This window comes from Vibrio sp. 2033 (assembly GCF_033339735.1).
On record NZ_JAWOVC010000004.1, the window covers coordinates 232,309 to 250,798 of the forward strand.

The window sequence follows — 18,490 nt, forward strand, 5'->3', positions numbered from 1 at the left end:
TTCGTGGGTTTAGGTAACGTTAAACGCAGTATTGGCAATTGGCTCAAGCATCCAGCCCCAGAGGCGATGTTTGATCGTCAGTTAGTGTGGATTGCACTGGGTTTGATGTTGACTGGTTTGGTCATGGTAACCTCTGCATCATTTCCAATCAGCTCTCGATTAACGGAACAGCCGTTCCACTTTATGTTTCGTCATGCGACGTTTCTCGTGCTGGCGTTAGGGACCTCCGCTGTTATTTTGCAAGTGCCTTTGCAAGAGTGGTTTAAGAAGAGCCATTACTTACTTTGGGCTTCTTTCGCACTGTTGATCATCGTGCTCTTGGCGGGTAAGTCGGTTAATGGTGCGTCTCGTTGGATTCCCCTCGGGCTGTTTAACCTTCAGCCAGCGGAGGTCGCGAAGCTATCGCTGTTTATCTTCATGTCTGGTTACTTAGTTCGAAAGCAAGACGAAGTACGACAAACGTTCTTTGGTGGCTTTATGAAGCCAATCATGGTGTTTGCCTTCTTCGCAGTATTACTACTTGGTCAGCCAGACTTGGGGACGGTGGTCGTGATGCTGGTCACGCTGTTTGGCATGCTTTTTATCGCAGGTGCAAAACTAACCCAGTTTCTCGCCTTGATGGTGGCAGGTATCGGCGCTGTGGTAGGTTTAATTCTCGTCGAGCCATACCGTATGCGACGTGTAACCTCCTTCCTTGACCCGTGGGAAGATCCATTTGGCAGTGGCTATCAGTTGACTCAGTCTTTGATGGCGTTTGGTCGTGGTGAATGGTTCGGTCAAGGTCTCGGTAACTCAATTCAAAAACTGGAATATCTACCGGAAGCGCATACCGACTTTGTGTTTGCCGTACTTGCTGAAGAGCTTGGTTTCGTAGGCGTAGTGCTGGTCTTAATGCTGATTTTTAGCTTGGTGCTAAAAGCGGTTTACATCGGCAAGCGTGCATTTGAAGAAGGCGAAATGTTCGGAGGTTATCTGGCTTTCGGAATTGGTATTTGGTTTGCGTTTCAAACCTTGGTTAATGTTGGAGCCGCCGCCGGTATTGTTCCAACTAAAGGTTTAACACTTCCACTCATCAGTTATGGTGGTTCTAGTCTAATAATTATGTCCGTCGCAGTGTCCATATTACTGCGTATCGATTACGAATGCCGCTTGAAACGCGAGCAACAACAATCAGAACAACAAGCTAATGAAACAAAATAAACGTTTGATGGTGATGGCTGGTGGTACTGGCGGTCACGTATTCCCAGGTTTGGCGGTAGCAAAACAGCTTCAAGAGCAAGGTTGGGAGATCCGTTGGTTAGGTACGGCGGATCGAATGGAAGCGGATTTGGTGCCAAAACATGGCATTGAAATCGACTTTATCAAAGTGAAAGGGTTACGAGGTCAAGGCGTTAAACGTCTTCTTGCAGCACCATTTCAAATTATCAATGCCATTATGCAGGCTCGTGCTCACATGAAACGCTGGCAGCCAGACGCAGTGCTTGGTATGGGCGGTTATGTTAGCGGCCCGGGCGGTATTGCCGCTTGGATGAGTGGCATTCCTGTTGTGCTGCATGAGCAAAATGCAGTAGCAGGTTTAACGAACCAATGGCTATCAAAAATCGCTAAGAAGGTTTTTCAGGCTTTCCCGGGCGCTTTTCCAAATGCTGAAGTGGTAGGTAACCCAGTTCGTGAAGACGTGACTCAATTAGCTGCGCCAATCGAGCGCATGCAAGAACGCCAAGGTCCAATTCGTATTTTGGTGATGGGCGGCAGCCAAGGCGCACGCATTCTTAACCAAACTCTGCCAGAAGTGATGGCGAAATTGGGCGATGATTACTGTATTCGTCATCAAGCGGGCAAAGGCGCCGCTGAAGAGGTGAACGCAGCATACCAAGCTAATGGTGTGGTAAATGCAGAAGTAACGGAGTTCATTGATGACGTGGCAGAAGCTTACGCATGGGCTGACCTTTTAGTTTGTCGCTCTGGAGCGTTAACCGTTTCTGAAGTATCAGCGGCAGGTGTAGGCGCTATTTTTGTTCCGTTTATGCATAAAGACCGCCAGCAGGCACTGAATGCTGACCACTTGGTGGATTGCGGCGCGGCGAAAATGATTGAACAACCAGATTTAACCGTTGAGTCACTGACTCAGCAGATCCAACAATTGGATCGACAAGCTTTACTTACAATGGCTGAGCAAGCGCGTGGCGCTGCAAAATTGAATGCTGACCGAGTTGTCGCACAAGCCATTGTCGCTTTGACCGAAAAGCGTTAACGAATTATTGAGAATAGAATTGATGACAATCCAACATACACAAGACTTAGCTCAGATTCGCGCAATGGTGCCAGAGATGCGCCGCGTGAAATCCATCCACTTCATCGGTATTGGTGGTGCGGGCATGAGCGGCATTGCAGAAGTGCTGTTGAACGAAGGCTACCAAATCACAGGCTCTGATCTATCAGAGAACCCAGTGACAGAGCGTTTGGTATCAAAAGGTGCAACCGTATTTATCGGCCATCAAGCGAGCAATGTAGAAAAAGCCAGTGTGGTTGTTGTGTCAACGGCGATCAACGAAGAAAACCCAGAAGTAATGGCGGCACGTGAGTTACGTATCCCAATCGTACGCCGTGCAGAGATGTTGGCTGAATTGATGCGATTCCGTCACGGTATTGCTGTCGCAGGTACACACGGCAAAACCACGACGACCGCTCTTGTCACTCAAATTTATTCTGAAGCAGGCCTTGATCCAACGTTTGTAAACGGTGGTTTGGTAAAGAGCGCGGGTACAAATGCGCGCCTAGGTTCTAGCCGAATTTTGATTGCTGAAGCAGACGAAAGTGATGCTTCATTCTTGCACCTGCAACCTATGGTGAGCATCGTAACAAACATCGAAGCTGACCACATGGATACTTACGGTGGTGACTTTGAAACCTTGAAGCAAACCTTCATCGATTTCCTTCACAACCTACCGTTTTATGGTCAAGCGATTGTGTGCATCGACGACCCTGTGATTCGTGAGCTGATTCCGCGTATTAGCCGCCAAGTGATTACTTACGGTTTCTCTGAGGATGCCGACGTACGTATCGAGAATTACCATCAAGAAGGCCAGCAAGGCAAATTCACTGTGGTACGCGAAGGCCGTGCGAATCTGGATATCACATTAAACATCCCTGGTCGTCACAATGCACTCAATGCATCAGCAGCGATTGCCGTAGCGACAGAAGACGACATCAGTGATGAAGCAATCTTAAAAGCAATGGCTGGTACTCAAGGTACAGGTCGTCGTTTTGATCATTTAGGCGAGTTTGATACTGGTAACGGCAATGCAATGCTTGTTGATGACTACGGTCACCACCCAACAGAAGTGGACGTAACCATTAATGCTGCGCGTAGCGGATGGCAAGACAAGCGTTTGGTGATGATTTTCCAACCGCACCGTTATAGCCGAACTCGTGATTTATACGATGATTTTGCGAATGTACTTGAGCAGGTAGACGTTCTCATCATGTTGGACGTTTACGCGGCTGGTGAAAAGCCAATTGCAGGTGCTGATGGTCGTGCTTTATGCCGAACTATCCGCAGTCGTGGGAAGGTGGATCCAATTTTTGTTCCTGAAATAGAGCAATTGCCTTCAGTTTTAGCTAACGTTATACAAGACGGCGACCTAATCTTAACGCAAGGTGCGGGTGATATTGGTAAAGTGGCGAAACAGCTAGCAGGTCTTAAATTGAATATAAACAAGATGCTTGGCTGACACATATTGTTGAAGCGAAGGACAGATAAAGACTCAGATCTCGATTTTGCGTCAATATCATTGTGATTTATTGCTATCAGTGTTTGATAGTTTACAAGAGCTCAGTATAATCCCAAGGTTAAAGTCAAGACTTTTACCTCTGCGTAATTATATGGGTAAAAAGTACACGACAAAAGTCAGGAAACGAAGACGTTGTTGAATATTGCACTGAATGACGAGCGACCAAACACGGGCAACAACCGTGGTCGCCAAGAAAAAATCTTGGGTGCGTTATTTTTCGTTGTGGTTGTGACTTTAATTAGTTCTGTTTTGTACGCGGCGATCAGTTGGATGTGGGATGACCAAAGGTTACCTCTCTCCAAAATAGTACTTCAGGGGAAACTGGAGTATGTCCAAGCTGACGATGTGCAGGCTGCATTTAGTCGAATTGATCACATCGGTACATTTATGTCTCAGGATATTGATGTATTACAGCAAAGTGTCGAAGCTCTGCCATGGGTAGCGCATGCCGCAATCCGAAAGCAGTGGCCGGATACAGTAAAAGTTTTTTTGACGGAGCATCAACCAGAAGCCATTTGGAATGGCAACGAACTGTTAGATAAAAACGGGTTCGTTTTTGATGGAGATGTTGCTCTGTTGCAAGAAGAAAAAGTGAAGCTGTACGGACCCAAAGATAGCGGACCGGAAGTCTTACAGACTTACCGTGATTTGAGTCCTAAGTTTCAGCAATTGGGTTTAGCGATATCGTCTCTGGTATTAAACGAGCGACGAGCTTGGCAAATCATCCTTGATAACGGTATTCGATTAGAGCTCGGTAAAGAGTCTCTTCTTGAGCGTATAGAGCGCTTTTTTAAGCTCTATAACAAGCTTGGCAGTGACACGCAAAGAATCAGTTATATCGATCTTAGGTACGATACAGGAGCCGCAGTTGGTTGGTTCCCTGAACAAGAGTTAGAAGAGAGTACAGATGACTAAGGCCGCTGATGACAACATTATTGTTGGTCTTGATATAGGCACTGCAACCGTATCGGCTCTAGTGGGTGAGGTTTTACCAGACGGTCAAATTAATATTATTGGCGCAGGTAGTAGCCCCTCACGCGGCATGGATAAAGGTGGCGTGAATGATTTGGAGTCGGTTGTAAAATCAGTACAACGTGCAATTGATCAAGCTGAATTAATGGCAGAGTGCCAGATCAGCCGAGTCTTCATTTCGTTGTCTGGTAAGCATATCGCAAGCCGAATTGAAAAAGGTATGGGCACGATTTCTGATGAAGAGGTGTCTCAAGAAGACATGGATCGCGCTATCCATACCGCAAAATCGATTAAAATCGGTGATGAACAGCGAATTCTTCATGTGATCCCGCAAGAGTTCACCATTGATTACCAAGAAGGAATCAAAAATCCGCTTGGTTTATCTGGGGTAAGAATGGAAGTGAGTGTCCACCTTATCTCATGCCATAATGACATGGCACGCAACATTATTAAGGCGGTAGAACGCTGCGGCCTTAAAGTAGAACAACTCGTATTTTCTGGGCTTGCTGCTAGCAATGCAGTAATCACCGAGGATGAAAGAGAGCTTGGAGTTTGTGTGGTTGATATTGGCGCCGGCACGATGGATGTGGCCATCTGGACTGGCGGTGCGTTACGTCACACAGAAGTATTTTCGTACGCAGGAAATGCTGTAACCAGTGATATTGCTTTTGCTTTTGGTACGCCAGTGAGCGATGCTGAAGAAATAAAAGTCAAATATGGCTGTGCTTTGAGTGAACTGGTCAGTAAGGATGACACGGTTAATGTACCAAGCGTAGGTGGACGACCATCACGTAGCCTGCAACGTCAAACGTTGTCAGAAGTGATTGAGCCACGCTACTCTGAGCTTATGGGACTGGTTAACCAAACTATCGACTCTGTACAAGCAAAATTGCGCGAAGAGGGTATCAAGCACCATCTGGCTGCGGGAGTTGTACTCACCGGCGGTGCTGCGCAAATGGACGGAGTGGTAGAATGTGCGGAACGCGTATTCCGCAATCAAGTAAGGGTCGGCAAACCGCTCGAAGTCAGCGGATTAACTGACTATGTAAAAGAGCCGTACCATTCTACGGCAGTTGGATTACTTCATTACGCAAGAGACATGCAGTCTAGCGACGATAGCGATTATAATGAACCTAAACGCTCATCTGTAACTGGCTTTTTCGATAAATTGCGTAACTGGATACAAAAAGAGTTTTAACCTGAGTTGCAGGATAAACGGAGACAACACATGTTTGAACCGATGATGGAAATGTCTGACGATGCAGTAATCAAGGTCGTTGGGGTTGGTGGCGGCGGTGGTAACGCCGTTGAACACATGGTGCGTGAATCCATCGAAGGTGTGGAATTCATCAGCGTCAACACTGATGCGCAAGCACTTCGTAAGACAAGCGTTGGCAATGTTATTCAGATCGGTGGTGATATCACTAAAGGTCTGGGTGCAGGTGCTAATCCACAGGTTGGCCGTGACGCAGCTCTCGAAGACAGAGATCGAATTAAAGATTCCCTGACTGGCGCCGATATGGTTTTTATCGCAGCTGGTATGGGGGGCGGTACCGGTACTGGTGCAGCGCCTGTTATTGCTGAAGTGGCTAAAGAGCTTGGCATTCTAACAGTAGCGGTAGTAACTAAACCGTTTAGTTTTGAAGGTAAAAAGCGTTTGGCATTTGCTGAGCAAGGTATCGATGAGCTGTCTAAGCATGTTGACTCTTTGATCACGATTCCAAACGAAAAGCTACTTAAAGTACTTGGTCGTGGTGTAACACTACTAGAAGCTTTTGCAAGCGCTAACGATGTTCTTAAGAATGCCGTTCAAGGTATTGCTGAGCTAATTACTCGCCCTGGCATGATCAACGTCGACTTTGCGGACGTAAGAACTGTAATGTCTGAAATGGGTCACGCAATGATGGGTAGCGGCATCGCCAAAGGTGAAGACCGTGCTGAAGAAGCGGCTGAAATGGCAATTTCTAGCCCACTTCTGGAAGACATCGATCTAGCGGGCGCTCGAGGTGTTCTTGTCAATATTACTGCTGGTCTGGATATGCGTCTTGACGAGTTTGAGACGGTTGGTAATACAGTGAAGGCATTCGCTTCTGACAATGCGACTGTTGTTATCGGTACTTCTCTAGACCCTGATATGACTGACGAAATCCGCGTAACAGTTGTAGCGACAGGTATTGGTAATGAGAAAAAGCCAGATATCACGCTAGTTGCGGGTGGTAAAGCTAAAGTGGCACCGACGCCGCAAGCTCAACCACAGCAACAAGCAGCGGCAACGCAAGCTGAAGAAAAACCGGCACAGACCTTGCAAAATAATCAAGTGCAAGAGAAGCCACAGGTAACTCCTCAGCCGACAAACACTGCTCCTTCTTCTCCAGCTTCGTCGAGCCAAAGTTCTGCGGCTCCAAAGCAAGAAAAGGAAAGTGGTTATTTAGATATACCGGCATTTTTGCGTCGCCAGGCTGATTAATCTTTAACCCATAAATTTGACATGGCTCAAAATTATGGTAGCATTCACGGTCGACGTTACAGACGGCCGTGTTTTGTAGCAAATTTTTGAGAGGCAAGCAGATGATCAGACAACGTACTCTGAAAGAAATAGTGAAAACAACTGGTGTGGGTCTCCACTCTGGTCGTAAAGTCACACTTACTCTGCGCCCGGCTGCTGCAAATACAGGTATCATTTACCGTCGTACAGATGTAAATCCACCTGTAGATTTTCCAGCTGATCCAGCTTCGGTTCGTGACACCATGCTTTGTACTGCATTGGTAAACGATGAAGGTGTGCGTATTTCAACTGTTGAGCACTTGAATGCGGCACTTGCTGGTATGGGCATCGATAACATTGTTGTCGAAGTAGACGCACCTGAAATTCCGATCATGGATGGTAGTGCAAGCCCATTTGTATACTTGCTACAACAAGCAGGTATCGAAACGCAAAATGCGCCAAAACGCTTCATCCGCATCAAAAAGCCAGTTCGTTTTGAAGATGGTGATAAATGGGCAGAATTTGTACCATTTAACGGCTTCCGTATGGACTTCGAAATTGAGTTTAATCACCCAGCGATTGAATCAGACGAGCAACGTTTGCTGTTTGATTTCTCGTCAAAAGGCTTTGTTCGTGAGATTTCTCGAGCACGTACGTTTGGCTTTATGCGTGATATCGAATATCTACAATCTCAAAACCTAGTTTTGGGTGGTAGTTTTGACAATGCTATCGTTTTGGATGATTACCGTATTCTTAATGAAGAAGGTCTACGCTTTGAAAATGAGTTTGTGACTCACAAAGTGTTGGATGCGATTGGTGACCTTTACATGTGTGGCCACCCAATCATTGGTGAATTCCGTGCCTTTAAATCTGGCCACGGTTTAAATAACCAACTGTTACGTGCTGTTCTTGCAGATCAGGAAGCGTGGGAGTGGACTACATTCGAAGAAGAAGTCGGCTCACCAGTAGCATTCGCAGAACCAAATATGGTGCTTGCGTAAATACTTGGCATTAGAATTAATAAAAAACCAGGCTTATGCCTGGTTTTTTGCTATTTGGCTTTAATCTTCTACTTATCAATAACATTCAAGCTTTCAGCATATTGAAATAACGTTCACTTACGATCTTCCTTTTCTGCCATATCGGCTAATCGTTTTAAACGCTCTTGAATTTTAGGTGGCGCCATGTCGGCAATCGTCATTAATGACTTTGCTGCAGATTCTGTTAGTGGTGGACGCTTAGGTCTGTCGTCTTGTTGAAAGCGGTTTCTATATAGTGAAGGATTGATCCTCACTTCAACGCTCATCAGCTTGGCAAAGCCTTGAGTACGAAGTTTATTTAGGATCATGAGGCGATCGTAATCGATCTTCATTTTGATTGCGGCACTAGAGACATCGATCAATAGATGGCCGTTACGAACATTCGCTACTCGGCAATGATCGGCCGTCCCCATGGGTAAGACCTCTTGCAAAGCTTGGTTAAGCTGTAAGATTTCTCCAGCATGTTCTTGAATCTGCTTGAACTGTGACTCAGCAATAACATCTTCAGTCGAGGTTGGACGGTGATCACGCATAGGTAAAATCTAATTTTGTTGAGATATAGCTATTCTAGAGCAGCTTTCTATCAAGGTATAGTTTACATTAACGTCTTTAGCTTCAGTTTTACAATGTAGCAAGGTAAAAAGCAAAGTTTGCTCTGGATGGATTAAACATATTGCGGTATGCAATATCGGCTAATCAGTCACCACTTTAAGTAAAAACTTCAGAGTGCTTCAAACAAATACGTCTATTTATGGTTGTATCGATTAAAAATCCTTACACTAAGCCACATTGTTTCAAAACTTAGCCTTGAAATATGGATGTTTGAACTCAATATCTTTGATAAATGATTTATCTCAGTATTCTTAGTTCCAAACTGGCAGAGACTGAAGGCATTATGAGTAGATCGGGAACGGTCTGAATAAAGAGAGATTCACGAAAAATGATAACTAAGCTACTGACAAAAGTGATTGGCAGTCGCAACGACCGAACACTGCGCCGCCTTAGAAAAATTGTAAAAGAAATTAATAACTATGAGCCAACATTCGAGGCTCTAAGTGATGAAGAGTTAAAAGCAAAGACGGTTGAATTCCGTGAGCGCCTAGAGAAAGGTGAAACTCTTGATAAACTACTTCCAGAAGCTTTTGCTACGGTTCGTGAAGCATCTAAGCGTGTCTACGGTATGCGCCACTTCGACGTCCAGCTTATCGGCGGTATGGTTCTAAATGCGGGTCAAATCGCTGAAATGCGTACGGGTGAAGGTAAAACGCTGACGGCAACGCTTCCTGCTTACCTAAATGCCCTGGCTGGTAAAGGCGTTCACATTGTAACAGTGAACGATTATCTAGCTAAACGTGATGCAGAGACAAACCGCCCTCTATTTGAATTTTTAGGTATGACTGTTGGCGTAAACGTGCCAAACATGCCTCCTCAAGAGAAAAAAGAAGCGTACCAAGCTGACATCTTGTACGGAACGAACAATGAATTTGGTTTTGACTACCTTCGTGACAATATGGCTTTCCGTAGCGAAGATCGCGTACAACGTGAACGCTTCTTTGCAGTTGTCGATGAGGTGGACTCAATCCTAATTGATGAAGCTCGTACCCCTTTAATCATTTCTGGTCCTGCTGAAGATAGCTCTGAGCTATACACCCGAATCAACCTTTTGATCCCGCATCTTAAAAAGCAAGACAAAGAAGACTCTGAAGAATATCGTGGTGATGGTCACTACACTGTTGATGAGAAATCAAAGCAAGTATACCTCACAGAAACGGGCCAAGAGTACGTTGAAGAACTGTTGGTGAAAAATGGTCTTATGGAAGAGGGTGACACACTTTACTCTCCGACTAACATCAGCATGTTACATCACGTGAATGCCGCTTTGCGTGCTCATGTGTTGTTTGAGCGCAACGTTGATTACATCGTTACTGACGAAGGTGAAGTAGTAATTGTTGATGAACATACTGGTCGTACAATGCCAGGTCGTCGTTGGTCTGAAGGTCTTCACCAAGCAGTAGAAGCGAAAGAAGGCGTTAAGATTCAAAACGAAAACCAAACTTTGGCTTCGATTACCTTCCAGAACTACTTCCGCTTATACGAAAAACTGTCTGGTATGACAGGTACTGCGGATACTGAGGCGTTTGAGTTCCAATCTATTTATGGCTTGGAAACGGTGGTTATCCCAACCAACAAACCTATGATTCGTAACGATATGCCGGATGTGGTGTACCGCACCGAAGCTGAGAAGTTTGCTGCAATCATTGAAGATATCAAAGAGCGCGTTGCGAAAGGTCAGCCAACATTGGTTGGTACCGTATCGATTGAAAAATCAGAACTACTCTCCAACGCCTTGAAGAAAGCGAAGATCAAACACAACGTATTGAATGCGAAATTCCATGAAAAGGAAGCGGAAATTGTTGCTGAAGCGGGTATGCCGGGTGCGGTAACTATCGCGACCAACATGGCCGGTCGTGGTACGGATATTGTGCTTGGCGGTAGTTGGCAATCAAAAGTGGAAGCTTTGGAGAACCCAACTCAAGAACAAATCGATGCGATTAAAGCAGAGTGGAAAGTGGTACATGATCAAGTACTAGATGCTGGTGGTCTACACATCATTGGTACTGAGCGCCACGAATCTCGCCGTATTGATAACCAGCTACGTGGTCGTTCTGGTCGTCAAGGTGATGCGGGTTCATCGCGCTTCTACCTATCTATGGAAGACTCTTTGTTACGTATTTTCACTTCTGATCGTATGGCGAGCCTTATTCAAAGTGGTATGGAAGAAGGTGAAGCTATTGAATCGAAAATGCTTTCTCGCTCAATTGAAAAAGCACAGCGCAAAGTGGAAGGCCGTAACTTTGATATCCGTAAGCAGCTACTAGAATACGATGATGTGGCGAACGATCAGCGTAAGGTTGTCTACGAGCTGCGCGACGAATTGATGAACGTTGAAGACATCAGCGGTATGATCGAGCAAAACCGTGAAGATGTGCTAACCGCGGTTATTGATGAGTACATCCCGCCACAATCACTAGAAGATATGTGGGACGTTGAAGGTCTGCAAGAGCGCTTGAAAGCAGACTTCGATCTTGATGCGCCAGTGAAGCAATGGCTTGAAGAAGACGATAAGCTTTACGAAGAGGCGCTACGCGAGAAGATCATCAATCTAGCCGTTGAAGTGTACAAAGAGAAAGAGGAAGTGGTGGGTGCGCAAGTGCTTCGTAACTTCGAGAAATCGGTTATGCTTCAAACTCTGGATACGCTTTGGAAAGAGCACTTGGCAGCAATGGATCACTTGCGTCAGGGTATTCACTTACGCGGCTATGCGCAGAAGAACCCGAAACAGGAATACAAGCGTGAATCGTTTGAACTGTTTGAAGGTCTACTAGAAGCGCTGAAAACTGATGTGATTACTGTTCTATCTCGCGTTCGAGTTCAGCAACAAGAAGAAGTTGAACGTATGGAAGAGCAACGTCGTGCGCAAGCTGAAGAGGCCGCTCGTCGTGCTCAAGCGCAACACGCAGCAGCACAAAACCCTCTTTCTGAAGGTGAAGAATCTGAAGAAGGTTCAAGTCAGCCAATGGTACGTGATGAACGTAAAGTAGGTCGCAATGAGCCTTGCCCTTGTGGTAGTGGTAAGAAGTATAAACAGTGCCACGGCAAAATCGACTAACGTATTAGTCAGATAATTTTTTAAAGAGTCGCCTAGGCGGCTCTTTTTTTAAGCAAATTCTGTGGCTGTCGAATTTCATAAGTTTTGATAGCATCGGATAGTTTTAGAGATTCAAAGACCGTTGAAGTGTAACGGCTTGAGAGTTAGGAACCCCTATGAAAAGAATTCACATAGTCGCGGCTATTATTTTTAACCAAGACAAATCAAAAATTTTTATTACAAAGCGTCCAGACGACAAGCATAAAGGCGGGTTTTGGGAGTTTCCCGGCGGGAAAGTCGAGTCAGGAGAAAGTATTGAACATGCTCTAGCAAGAGAACTTGAAGAAGAAGTAGGAATTGAAGTTACTGAGCAAGCCCTTTTCGAGCATTTGGAATATGACTATCCAGACAAATCACTTAAGTTTGATTTTATTACGGTATCTAAGTTCAGTAATGAGCCTTACGGCCGAGAAGGTCAAGAAGGTCGCTGGGTTGAGATAAGAGAATTGGGTAACTATGCCTTTCCTGAAGCGAACGTGCCTATCTTGGAGCGTGTCGTAAAAGAGTTCGCTTAAGCCTGATGAACTTGCTTGTGGTAACCACGGTATGTTGTTAGTTTAAACAGATTAAGCGAAACGAGAGAACGAGAGCAAACCTCGTTATCCAGAGAAGGAGAGAAAGCGCAATGGTTCGTATTGCAATCGCAGGAGCAGCAGGCCGAATGGGCCGTAATTTGGTTAAAGCTTCACACCTTAACCCAGAGGCGACAGTGAGCGCGGGATCAGAACGACCTGAGTCCTCACTTGTCGGTGTCGATATCGGTGAACTTTGTGGTGAAGGCAAATTCGATGTGTTCTTAACGGATGATCTTGCTAAAGACGTCGATAATTTTGATGTAATCATCGATTTTACTGCCCCAGTAAGTACGTTGGCGAATCTTGAACTGTGTAAGAAGCATGGAAAGAGTATTGTGATTGGGACGACTGGTTTCAGTGATGCAGAGCGTGAACTGATTGACGAAGCCGCTAAGCAAGTGCCTGTTGTCATGGCTCCTAACTACTCTGTTGGTGTGAACCTAGTATTTAAGCTTCTTGAGAAAGCAGCCAAAGTGATGGGCGACTACTGTGATGTTGAGATTGTCGAAGCACATCATCGTCATAAAGTTGATGCTCCTTCTGGTACCGCTATCGGGATGGGCGAAGCCATTGCTGGTGCGATGGGCAACAAGCTGAATGATGTAGCTGTCTATGCGCGAGAAGGTATCACAGGTGAACGTACTAAAGATGAGATCGGCTTTGCTACAATTCGCGCTGGCGATATTGTCGGTGAGCACACAGCCATGTTTGCTGATATCGGGGAACGAGTGGAGATAACGCACAAAGCGACCGATCGTATGACGTTTGCTAATGGCGCCGTCAAGGCCGCTGTTTGGTTGAGTGCCAAACCAGCGGGCTTTTATACCATGACAGATGTTTTGGGATTGAATGAACTCTAAATACATAATTATTCGCCGGCGGTAGCCGGCTTTTTTATATCTATAGAATTATTTGTAAATGAAATGATTCTAACAGAAAGTATTTTGGTGCTTACTTTTGTTGTTGTTTTGGTTGTTTTGTGGGTATTTTTAGTTTTGATGTCTAAAAACTAATGTCTTTTCTGTTGGGTGAACGTTTGCGTGAAAAACTCATACTTTTTTGTGATCTCTAAAAAGTTCAAATTTGTAAAATTCATTAAACCTCTATGCCTCTCTATGTAATAGCATGTAAAAGTTATCTTTTTGGGCCTTACTGATTCAAAATGACCTTACTCGCTAGAAATTAATCATTTATTTTTGATTGTAGGTTGACAGGTTTCGAGTCCAACTTTAGAATACCGCCAATTTGTCTGAAATACCTATTTATGTAGATTTTATAGGTAAAGGAAGGCATGTTTGCAGTTTGATTTATTTTTTTTGCATTTTTATTCTGGAGGTTGTCTTGGGTAAATTAGCACTGTTGGTCCTAGAAGATGGGACAGTGTTCCGCGGAGTGTCCATAGGGGCAGATGGTCTTTCCGTTGGTGAAGTCGTTTTTAATACCTCGATGACGGGGTATCAAGAAATCCTCACTGATCCTTCCTATTCTCAGCAAATCGTCACTCTCACTTATCCTCACATTGGCAATACCGGAACCACTTCCGAAGATGAAGAATCCTCTTCCATTCATGCACAAGGCCTTGTGATTCGCGATCTTCCTCTAATCGCTTCTAACTTCCGTAACGAACAATCCCTCTCTGATTATCTTAAGTCGCAAAATATCGTTGGCATCGCTGATATCGATACTCGTAAGCTCACTCGTATCCTGCGTGAAAAAGGTGCTCAAAACGGCTGTATTGTTGCGGGCAACAGCCTAGACGAAGCTTTGGCACTAGCGAAAGCAAAAGAATTCCCAGGCTTAAAAGGAATGGACCTTGCGAAAGAAGTTACAACAAAAGAAGCGTATCAATGGAAGCAAGGTTCGTGGACGCTTGAAGGTGGACTTCCAGAGGCGAAAGATGACAGCGAGCTGCCATACCACGTTGTCGCTTACGACTTCGGCGCAAAACGCAACATCTTACGAATGTTGGTTGACCGCGGCTGCCGCTTAACGGTTGTACCTGCAGAAACGTCAGCGGAAGAAGTTCTGGCACTAAATCCAGATGGCGTATTCTTATCGAACGGCCCTGGTGACCCAGAACCATGTACTTACGCGATTGAAGCAACCAAAGTGTTCCTAGAAAAAGGCTTGCCAATTTTTGGTATTTGTCTAGGTCACCAAATTCTGGCGCTAGCATCAGGTGCGCAAACGGTGAAAATGAAGTTTGGTCACCACGGTGCAAACCACCCAGTAAAAGATTTAGAGCGTAACGTTGTGATGATTACCTCGCAAAACCACGGCTTTGCGGCAGATGAAGCAACATTACCGGAAAACTTACGTGCTACTCACGTATCGCTATTTGATGGCTCTTTGCAAGGTATCCACCGCACAGACAAGCCAGCATTTAGCTTCCAAGGTCACCCAGAAGCGAGCCCTGGTCCACACGACGCGGCACCGCTATTTGACCACTTTATCGAACTAATCAAAAAACACAGCGCTTAATTCGGAGTAGTAGATAATGCCAAAACGTACTGACATTCAAAGTATTCTAATTCTTGGTGCTGGTCCGATTGTTATCGGTCAGGCATGTGAGTTTGACTACTCTGGCGCACAAGCGTGTAAAGCTCTTCGCGAAGAAGGCTACCGAGTTATCCTAGTTAACTCTAATCCAGCAACGATTATGACTGACCCAGAGATGGCAGATGCGACTTACATCGAGCCGATTCAGTGGGAAGTTGTACGCAAGATCATCGAGAAAGAACGTCCTGATGCAGTTCTGCCAACTATGGGTGGTCAGACAGCACTTAACTGTGCGTTAGATTTAGAGAAGCACGGCGTTCTCGCAGAGTTTGGCGTAGAGATGATTGGTGCAACGGCTGATGCAATCGACAAAGCGGAAGACCGTTCTCGTTTTGATAAAGCGATGAAGTCTATCGGCCTTGAGTGTCCTCGCGCAGATACAGCGAAGAGCATGGAAGAAGCTTACAAAGTTTTAGATATGGTTGGCTTCCCTTGTATCATCCGTCCATCGTTCACCATGGGTGGCACTGGTGGTGGTATCGCGTACAACAAAGAAGAGTTCGAAGAAATCTGTCGTCGTGGTCTGGACTTATCTCCGACCAACGAACTTCTTATCGATGAGTCGCTAATCGGTTGGAAAGAGTACGAAATGGAAGTCGTTCGTGACAAAGCGGACAACTGTATCATCGTATGTTCAATCGAGAACTTTGACCCAATGGGCATCCATACGGGCGACTCAATCACAGTGGCTCCAGCACAAACACTGACTGACAAAGAATACCAGCTTATGCGTAATGCATCGCTAGCCGTTCTACGTGAGATTGGTGTTGAAACAGGTGGTTCAAACGTACAGTTTGGTATCAACCCGAAAGATGGTCGTATGGTCATCATCGAGATGAACCCGCGTGTATCTCGCTCTTCTGCGCTAGCATCAAAAGCAACAGGCTTCCCAATTGCGAAAATTGCCGCGAAACTGGCTGTTGGCTTTACGCTAGACGAACTACAAAACGACATCACAGGTGGTGCAACACCTGCGTCATTTGAACCAACTATCGACTACGTCGTAACTAAGATCCCTCGCTTTAACTTCGAGAAATTTGCTGGTGCAAACGATCGTCTGACAACTCAGATGAAATCGGTTGGTGAGGTAATGGCGATTGGTCGTAACCAACAAGAATCTCTTCACAAAGCACTGCGTGGCCTAGAAGTTGGCGCAACTGGTTTTGATGAGATGGTCGATCTGGAAGCACCAGATGCACTGACTAAGATTCGTCACGAACTTAAAGAAGCAGGTGCAGAGCGTATCTGGTACATCGCCGATGCATTCCGAGCGGGTATGTCAGTCGACGGAGTGTTCAACTTGACTCAAATCGACCGCTGGTTCTTGGTTCAAATCGAAGAAATTGTAAAACTCGAAGAACAAGTCAAGGCGGGCGGCTACGCAGGTTTGACCAAAGAAGTGCTTCGTCAGATGAAACGCAAAGGCTTCTCTGATGCTCGCTTGTCTAAATTGCTTGGTGTCGCTGAAAGTGAAATTCGCCGTGCTCGTGAGCAGTTTGATATTCATCCGGTTTACAAACGTGTGGATACATGTGCAGCAGAGTTTTCTTCTGACACGGCTTACATGTACTCATCTTACGATGAAGAATGTGAAGCAAACCCAACAGACAAAGATAAGATCATGGTTCTTGGTGGCGGTCCAAACCGTATCGGCCAAGGTATCGAATTCGATTACTGTTGTGTCCATGCATCACTTGCGCTGCGTGAAGACGGTTACGAAACCATTATGGTTAACTGTAACCCAGAAACGGTATCTACTGACTACGATACGTCTGATCGTCTGTACTTCGAACCAGTAACTCTGGAAGATGTACTGTCTATCGCTCGCGTTGAAAAACCAAAAGGTGTGATTGTTCAGTACGGTGGTCAAACGCCACTTAAACTGGCTCGTGCTCTAGAAGCGGCTGGTGTGCCAATCATTGGTACTAGCCCAGATGCTATCGACCGTGCGGAAGACCGTGAACGCTTCCAAGCCGCTGTTGACCGTTTAGGTCTACTTCAGCCAGAAAACGCGACAGTAACAACGATGGAGCAAGCGGTTGAGAAATCGAAAGAAATTGGCTTCCCATTAGTTGTTCGTCCATCTTATGTACTCGGTGGTCGTGCGATGGAAATCGTATACGATGAGCAAGACCTGCGTCGCTACTTCAACGAAGCAGTAAGCGTATCGAACGAGTCTCCAGTTCTGCTAGACCGTTTCTTGGATGATGCAACCGAAGTTGATATTGATGCTATCTGTGACGGTGAACGCGTCGTTATCGGCGGTATCATGGAGCACATCGAACAAGCGGGTGTTCACTCTGGTGACTCTGCATGTTCACTGCCTGCATACACGCTAAGTCAGGAAATTCAAGACAAGATGCGTGAGCAAGTTGAGAAGTTAGCATTCGAACTCGGTGTACGCGGTTTGATGAACACGCAGTTTGCTGTGAAAGACAACGACGTTTATCTAATTGAAGTGAACCCTCGTGCTGCTCGTACGGTACCATTCGTATCGAAAGCGACAGGCGCTCCTCTAGCGAAAATCGCTGCACGTGTAATGGCGGGTCAATCTCTAGAGTCACAAGGCTTTACTAAAGAGATTATCCCTCCTTACTACTCAGTGAAAGAAGTGGTTCTGCCGTTCAACAAATTCCCTGGTGTTGACCCTCTATTGGGCCCTGAAATGCGCTCAACAGGTGAAGTAATGGGTGTGGGTGCAACGTTCGCAGAAGCTTACGCGAAAGCAGAGCTAGGTTGTGGTGCGGTTTATCCTGAAGGTGGTCGTGCGCTACTGTCTGTACGTGAAGGTGATAAAGAGCGTGTTGTTGACCTAGCTTCTAAGTTAGTGAAACTGGGTTACCAGTTGGATGCGACACACGGTACTGCTGTAATTCTGGGCGAAGCGGGTATTAACCCACGTTTGGTAAACAAAGTACACGAAGGTCGTCCACACATTCTTGACCGCATCAAGAACAACGAATACACCTATATCGTAAACACGGCTGCTGGTCGTCAAGCGATTGAAGATTCGAAAGTTCTACGCCGTGGTGCACTGGCAGAAAAAGTGAACTACACAACGACACTGAATGCAGCGTTCGCTACATGTATGTCTCATACTGCAGACGCAAAAGCGTCAGTAACTTCGGTTCAAGAGTTACACGCTAAAGTGAAAGCGAGTCTAGACGCGTAACAGATAAAAATCAGTAAGCTCATTAATCAGGGCTTACATGACAACCTCATTGCCCGCTCATTTGAGCGGGCTTTTTTATATCGAGGTTTTTCTAAAATGAAGAGCATTAAAGTGTGCTAGGAACGATTGGTATGCTTCGCTTTTGAAGATCATTAAGCTAATGATGGCAAGCAATGTGCCCAAA

The 18,490-nt window shown here is 45.6% G+C and carries 13 protein-coding genes; 12 read left to right on the forward strand and 1 reads right to left on the reverse strand.

Features of this window, described 5'->3' with window-relative positions; translation table 11 throughout:
• The first annotated feature begins 3 nt into the window (after window positions 1-3).
• The 7 genes from ftsW (at window position 4) to lpxC (ending at window position 8,252) form a co-directional block, all read left to right on the forward strand.
• Window positions 4-1,200: a cell division protein FtsW gene (gene ftsW, locus R7P74_RS08610; RefSeq protein ID WP_005372933.1), complete on the forward strand. Its 1,197-nt coding sequence runs from the start codon at window positions 4-6 to the stop codon at window positions 1,198-1,200.
• Entirely contained in the window at window positions 1,187-2,254 is a 1,068-nt protein-coding gene (gene murG, locus R7P74_RS08615; RefSeq protein ID WP_318122805.1) for an undecaprenyldiphospho-muramoylpentapeptide beta-N-acetylglucosaminyltransferase, read from the forward strand. Before ftsW ends, murG begins: the two co-directional genes overlap by 14 nt.
• A gap of 22 nt (window positions 2,255-2,276) precedes the next feature.
• Window positions 2,277-3,734, forward strand: coding sequence for a UDP-N-acetylmuramate--L-alanine ligase (gene murC, locus R7P74_RS08620; protein ID WP_318122806.1), 1,458 nt, complete (start codon window positions 2,277-2,279; stop codon window positions 3,732-3,734).
• A gap of 192 nt (window positions 3,735-3,926) precedes the next feature.
• Window positions 3,927-4,709, forward strand: a complete 783-nt coding sequence (locus tag R7P74_RS08625) for a cell division protein FtsQ/DivIB (RefSeq protein WP_005387393.1) — start codon at window positions 3,927-3,929, stop codon at window positions 4,707-4,709.
• On the forward strand, window positions 4,702-5,964 hold the full coding sequence (gene ftsA, locus R7P74_RS08630) for a cell division protein FtsA (RefSeq protein ID WP_005372946.1): 1,263 nt from the start codon (window positions 4,702-4,704) through the stop codon (window positions 5,962-5,964). The genes R7P74_RS08625 and ftsA overlap by 8 nt, the downstream gene beginning before the upstream one ends.
• 30 nt (window positions 5,965-5,994) lie before the next feature.
• On the forward strand, window positions 5,995-7,233 hold the full coding sequence (gene ftsZ / locus R7P74_RS08635; protein WP_017633617.1) for a cell division protein FtsZ: 1,239 nt from the start codon (window positions 5,995-5,997) through the stop codon (window positions 7,231-7,233).
• A 101-nt stretch (window positions 7,234-7,334) separates the two neighbouring features.
• Window positions 7,335-8,252 carry a UDP-3-O-acyl-N-acetylglucosamine deacetylase gene (lpxC, locus tag R7P74_RS08640; RefSeq protein WP_005381871.1) on the forward strand — a complete coding sequence of 306 codons (918 nt, stop codon included), beginning with the start codon at window positions 7,335-7,337 and terminating at the stop codon, window positions 8,250-8,252.
• Between the two features lie 113 nt (window positions 8,253-8,365).
• On the opposite strand, the gene R7P74_RS08645 is transcribed toward lpxC, so the two are convergent.
• Window positions 8,366-8,824, reverse strand: a complete 459-nt coding sequence (locus R7P74_RS08645; protein ID WP_005381869.1) for a DUF721 domain-containing protein — start codon at window positions 8,822-8,824, stop codon at window positions 8,366-8,368.
• Between the two features lie 407 nt (window positions 8,825-9,231).
• Here R7P74_RS08645 and secA point away from each other — a divergent pair, with 407 nt between their 5' ends.
• The 5 genes from secA (at window position 9,232) to carB (ending at window position 18,306) form a co-directional block, all read left to right on the forward strand.
• The gene (gene secA / locus R7P74_RS08650; RefSeq protein ID WP_005387389.1) at window positions 9,232-11,961 is read left to right on the forward strand and encodes a preprotein translocase subunit SecA; all 2,730 of its coding nucleotides are present in this window, start codon (window positions 9,232-9,234) and stop codon (window positions 11,959-11,961) included.
• Between the two features lie 155 nt (window positions 11,962-12,116).
• Window positions 12,117-12,515, forward strand: coding sequence for an 8-oxo-dGTP diphosphatase MutT (mutT, locus tag R7P74_RS08655; RefSeq protein WP_005387387.1), 399 nt, complete (start codon window positions 12,117-12,119; stop codon window positions 12,513-12,515).
• A gap of 110 nt (window positions 12,516-12,625) precedes the next feature.
• On the forward strand, window positions 12,626-13,435 hold the full coding sequence (gene dapB / locus R7P74_RS08660) for a 4-hydroxy-tetrahydrodipicolinate reductase (RefSeq protein WP_005381860.1): 810 nt from the start codon (window positions 12,626-12,628) through the stop codon (window positions 13,433-13,435).
• A 481-nt stretch (window positions 13,436-13,916) separates the two neighbouring features.
• On the forward strand, window positions 13,917-15,056 hold the full coding sequence (gene carA / locus R7P74_RS08665) for a glutamine-hydrolyzing carbamoyl-phosphate synthase small subunit (protein WP_318122807.1): 1,140 nt from the start codon (window positions 13,917-13,919) through the stop codon (window positions 15,054-15,056).
• Window positions 15,057-15,072: 16 nt separating this feature from the next.
• Window positions 15,073-18,306, forward strand: a complete 3,234-nt coding sequence (gene carB, locus R7P74_RS08670; protein WP_005381854.1) for a carbamoyl-phosphate synthase large subunit — start codon at window positions 15,073-15,075, stop codon at window positions 18,304-18,306.
• Window positions 18,307-18,490: the final 184 nt, after the last annotated feature.

What these genes read in the sequence shown, in the direction of transcription:
- murG (WP_318122805.1), top strand. Translation starts at nt 1,187, where the DNA reads ATGAAACAAAATAAACGTTTGATGGTGATGGCTGGTGGTACTGGCGGT.
- murC (WP_318122806.1), top strand. Translation starts at nt 2,277, where the DNA reads ATGACAATCCAACATACACAAGACTTAGCTCAGATTCGCGCAATGGTG.
- ftsA (WP_005372946.1), top strand. Translation starts at nt 4,702, where the DNA reads ATGACTAAGGCCGCTGATGACAACATTATTGTTGGTCTTGATATAGGC.
- ftsZ (WP_017633617.1), top strand. Translation starts at nt 5,995, where the DNA reads ATGTTTGAACCGATGATGGAAATGTCTGACGATGCAGTAATCAAGGTC.
- lpxC (WP_005381871.1), top strand. Translation starts at nt 7,335, where the DNA reads ATGATCAGACAACGTACTCTGAAAGAAATAGTGAAAACAACTGGTGTG.
- R7P74_RS08645 (WP_005381869.1), bottom strand. Translation starts at nt 8,824, where the DNA reads ATGCGTGATCACCGTCCAACCTCGACTGAAGATGTTATTGCTGAGTCA.
- secA (WP_005387389.1), top strand. Translation starts at nt 9,232, where the DNA reads ATGATAACTAAGCTACTGACAAAAGTGATTGGCAGTCGCAACGACCGA.
- mutT (WP_005387387.1), top strand. Translation starts at nt 12,117, where the DNA reads ATGAAAAGAATTCACATAGTCGCGGCTATTATTTTTAACCAAGACAAA.
- dapB (WP_005381860.1), top strand. Translation starts at nt 12,626, where the DNA reads ATGGTTCGTATTGCAATCGCAGGAGCAGCAGGCCGAATGGGCCGTAAT.
- carB (WP_005381854.1), top strand. Translation starts at nt 15,073, where the DNA reads ATGCCAAAACGTACTGACATTCAAAGTATTCTAATTCTTGGTGCTGGT.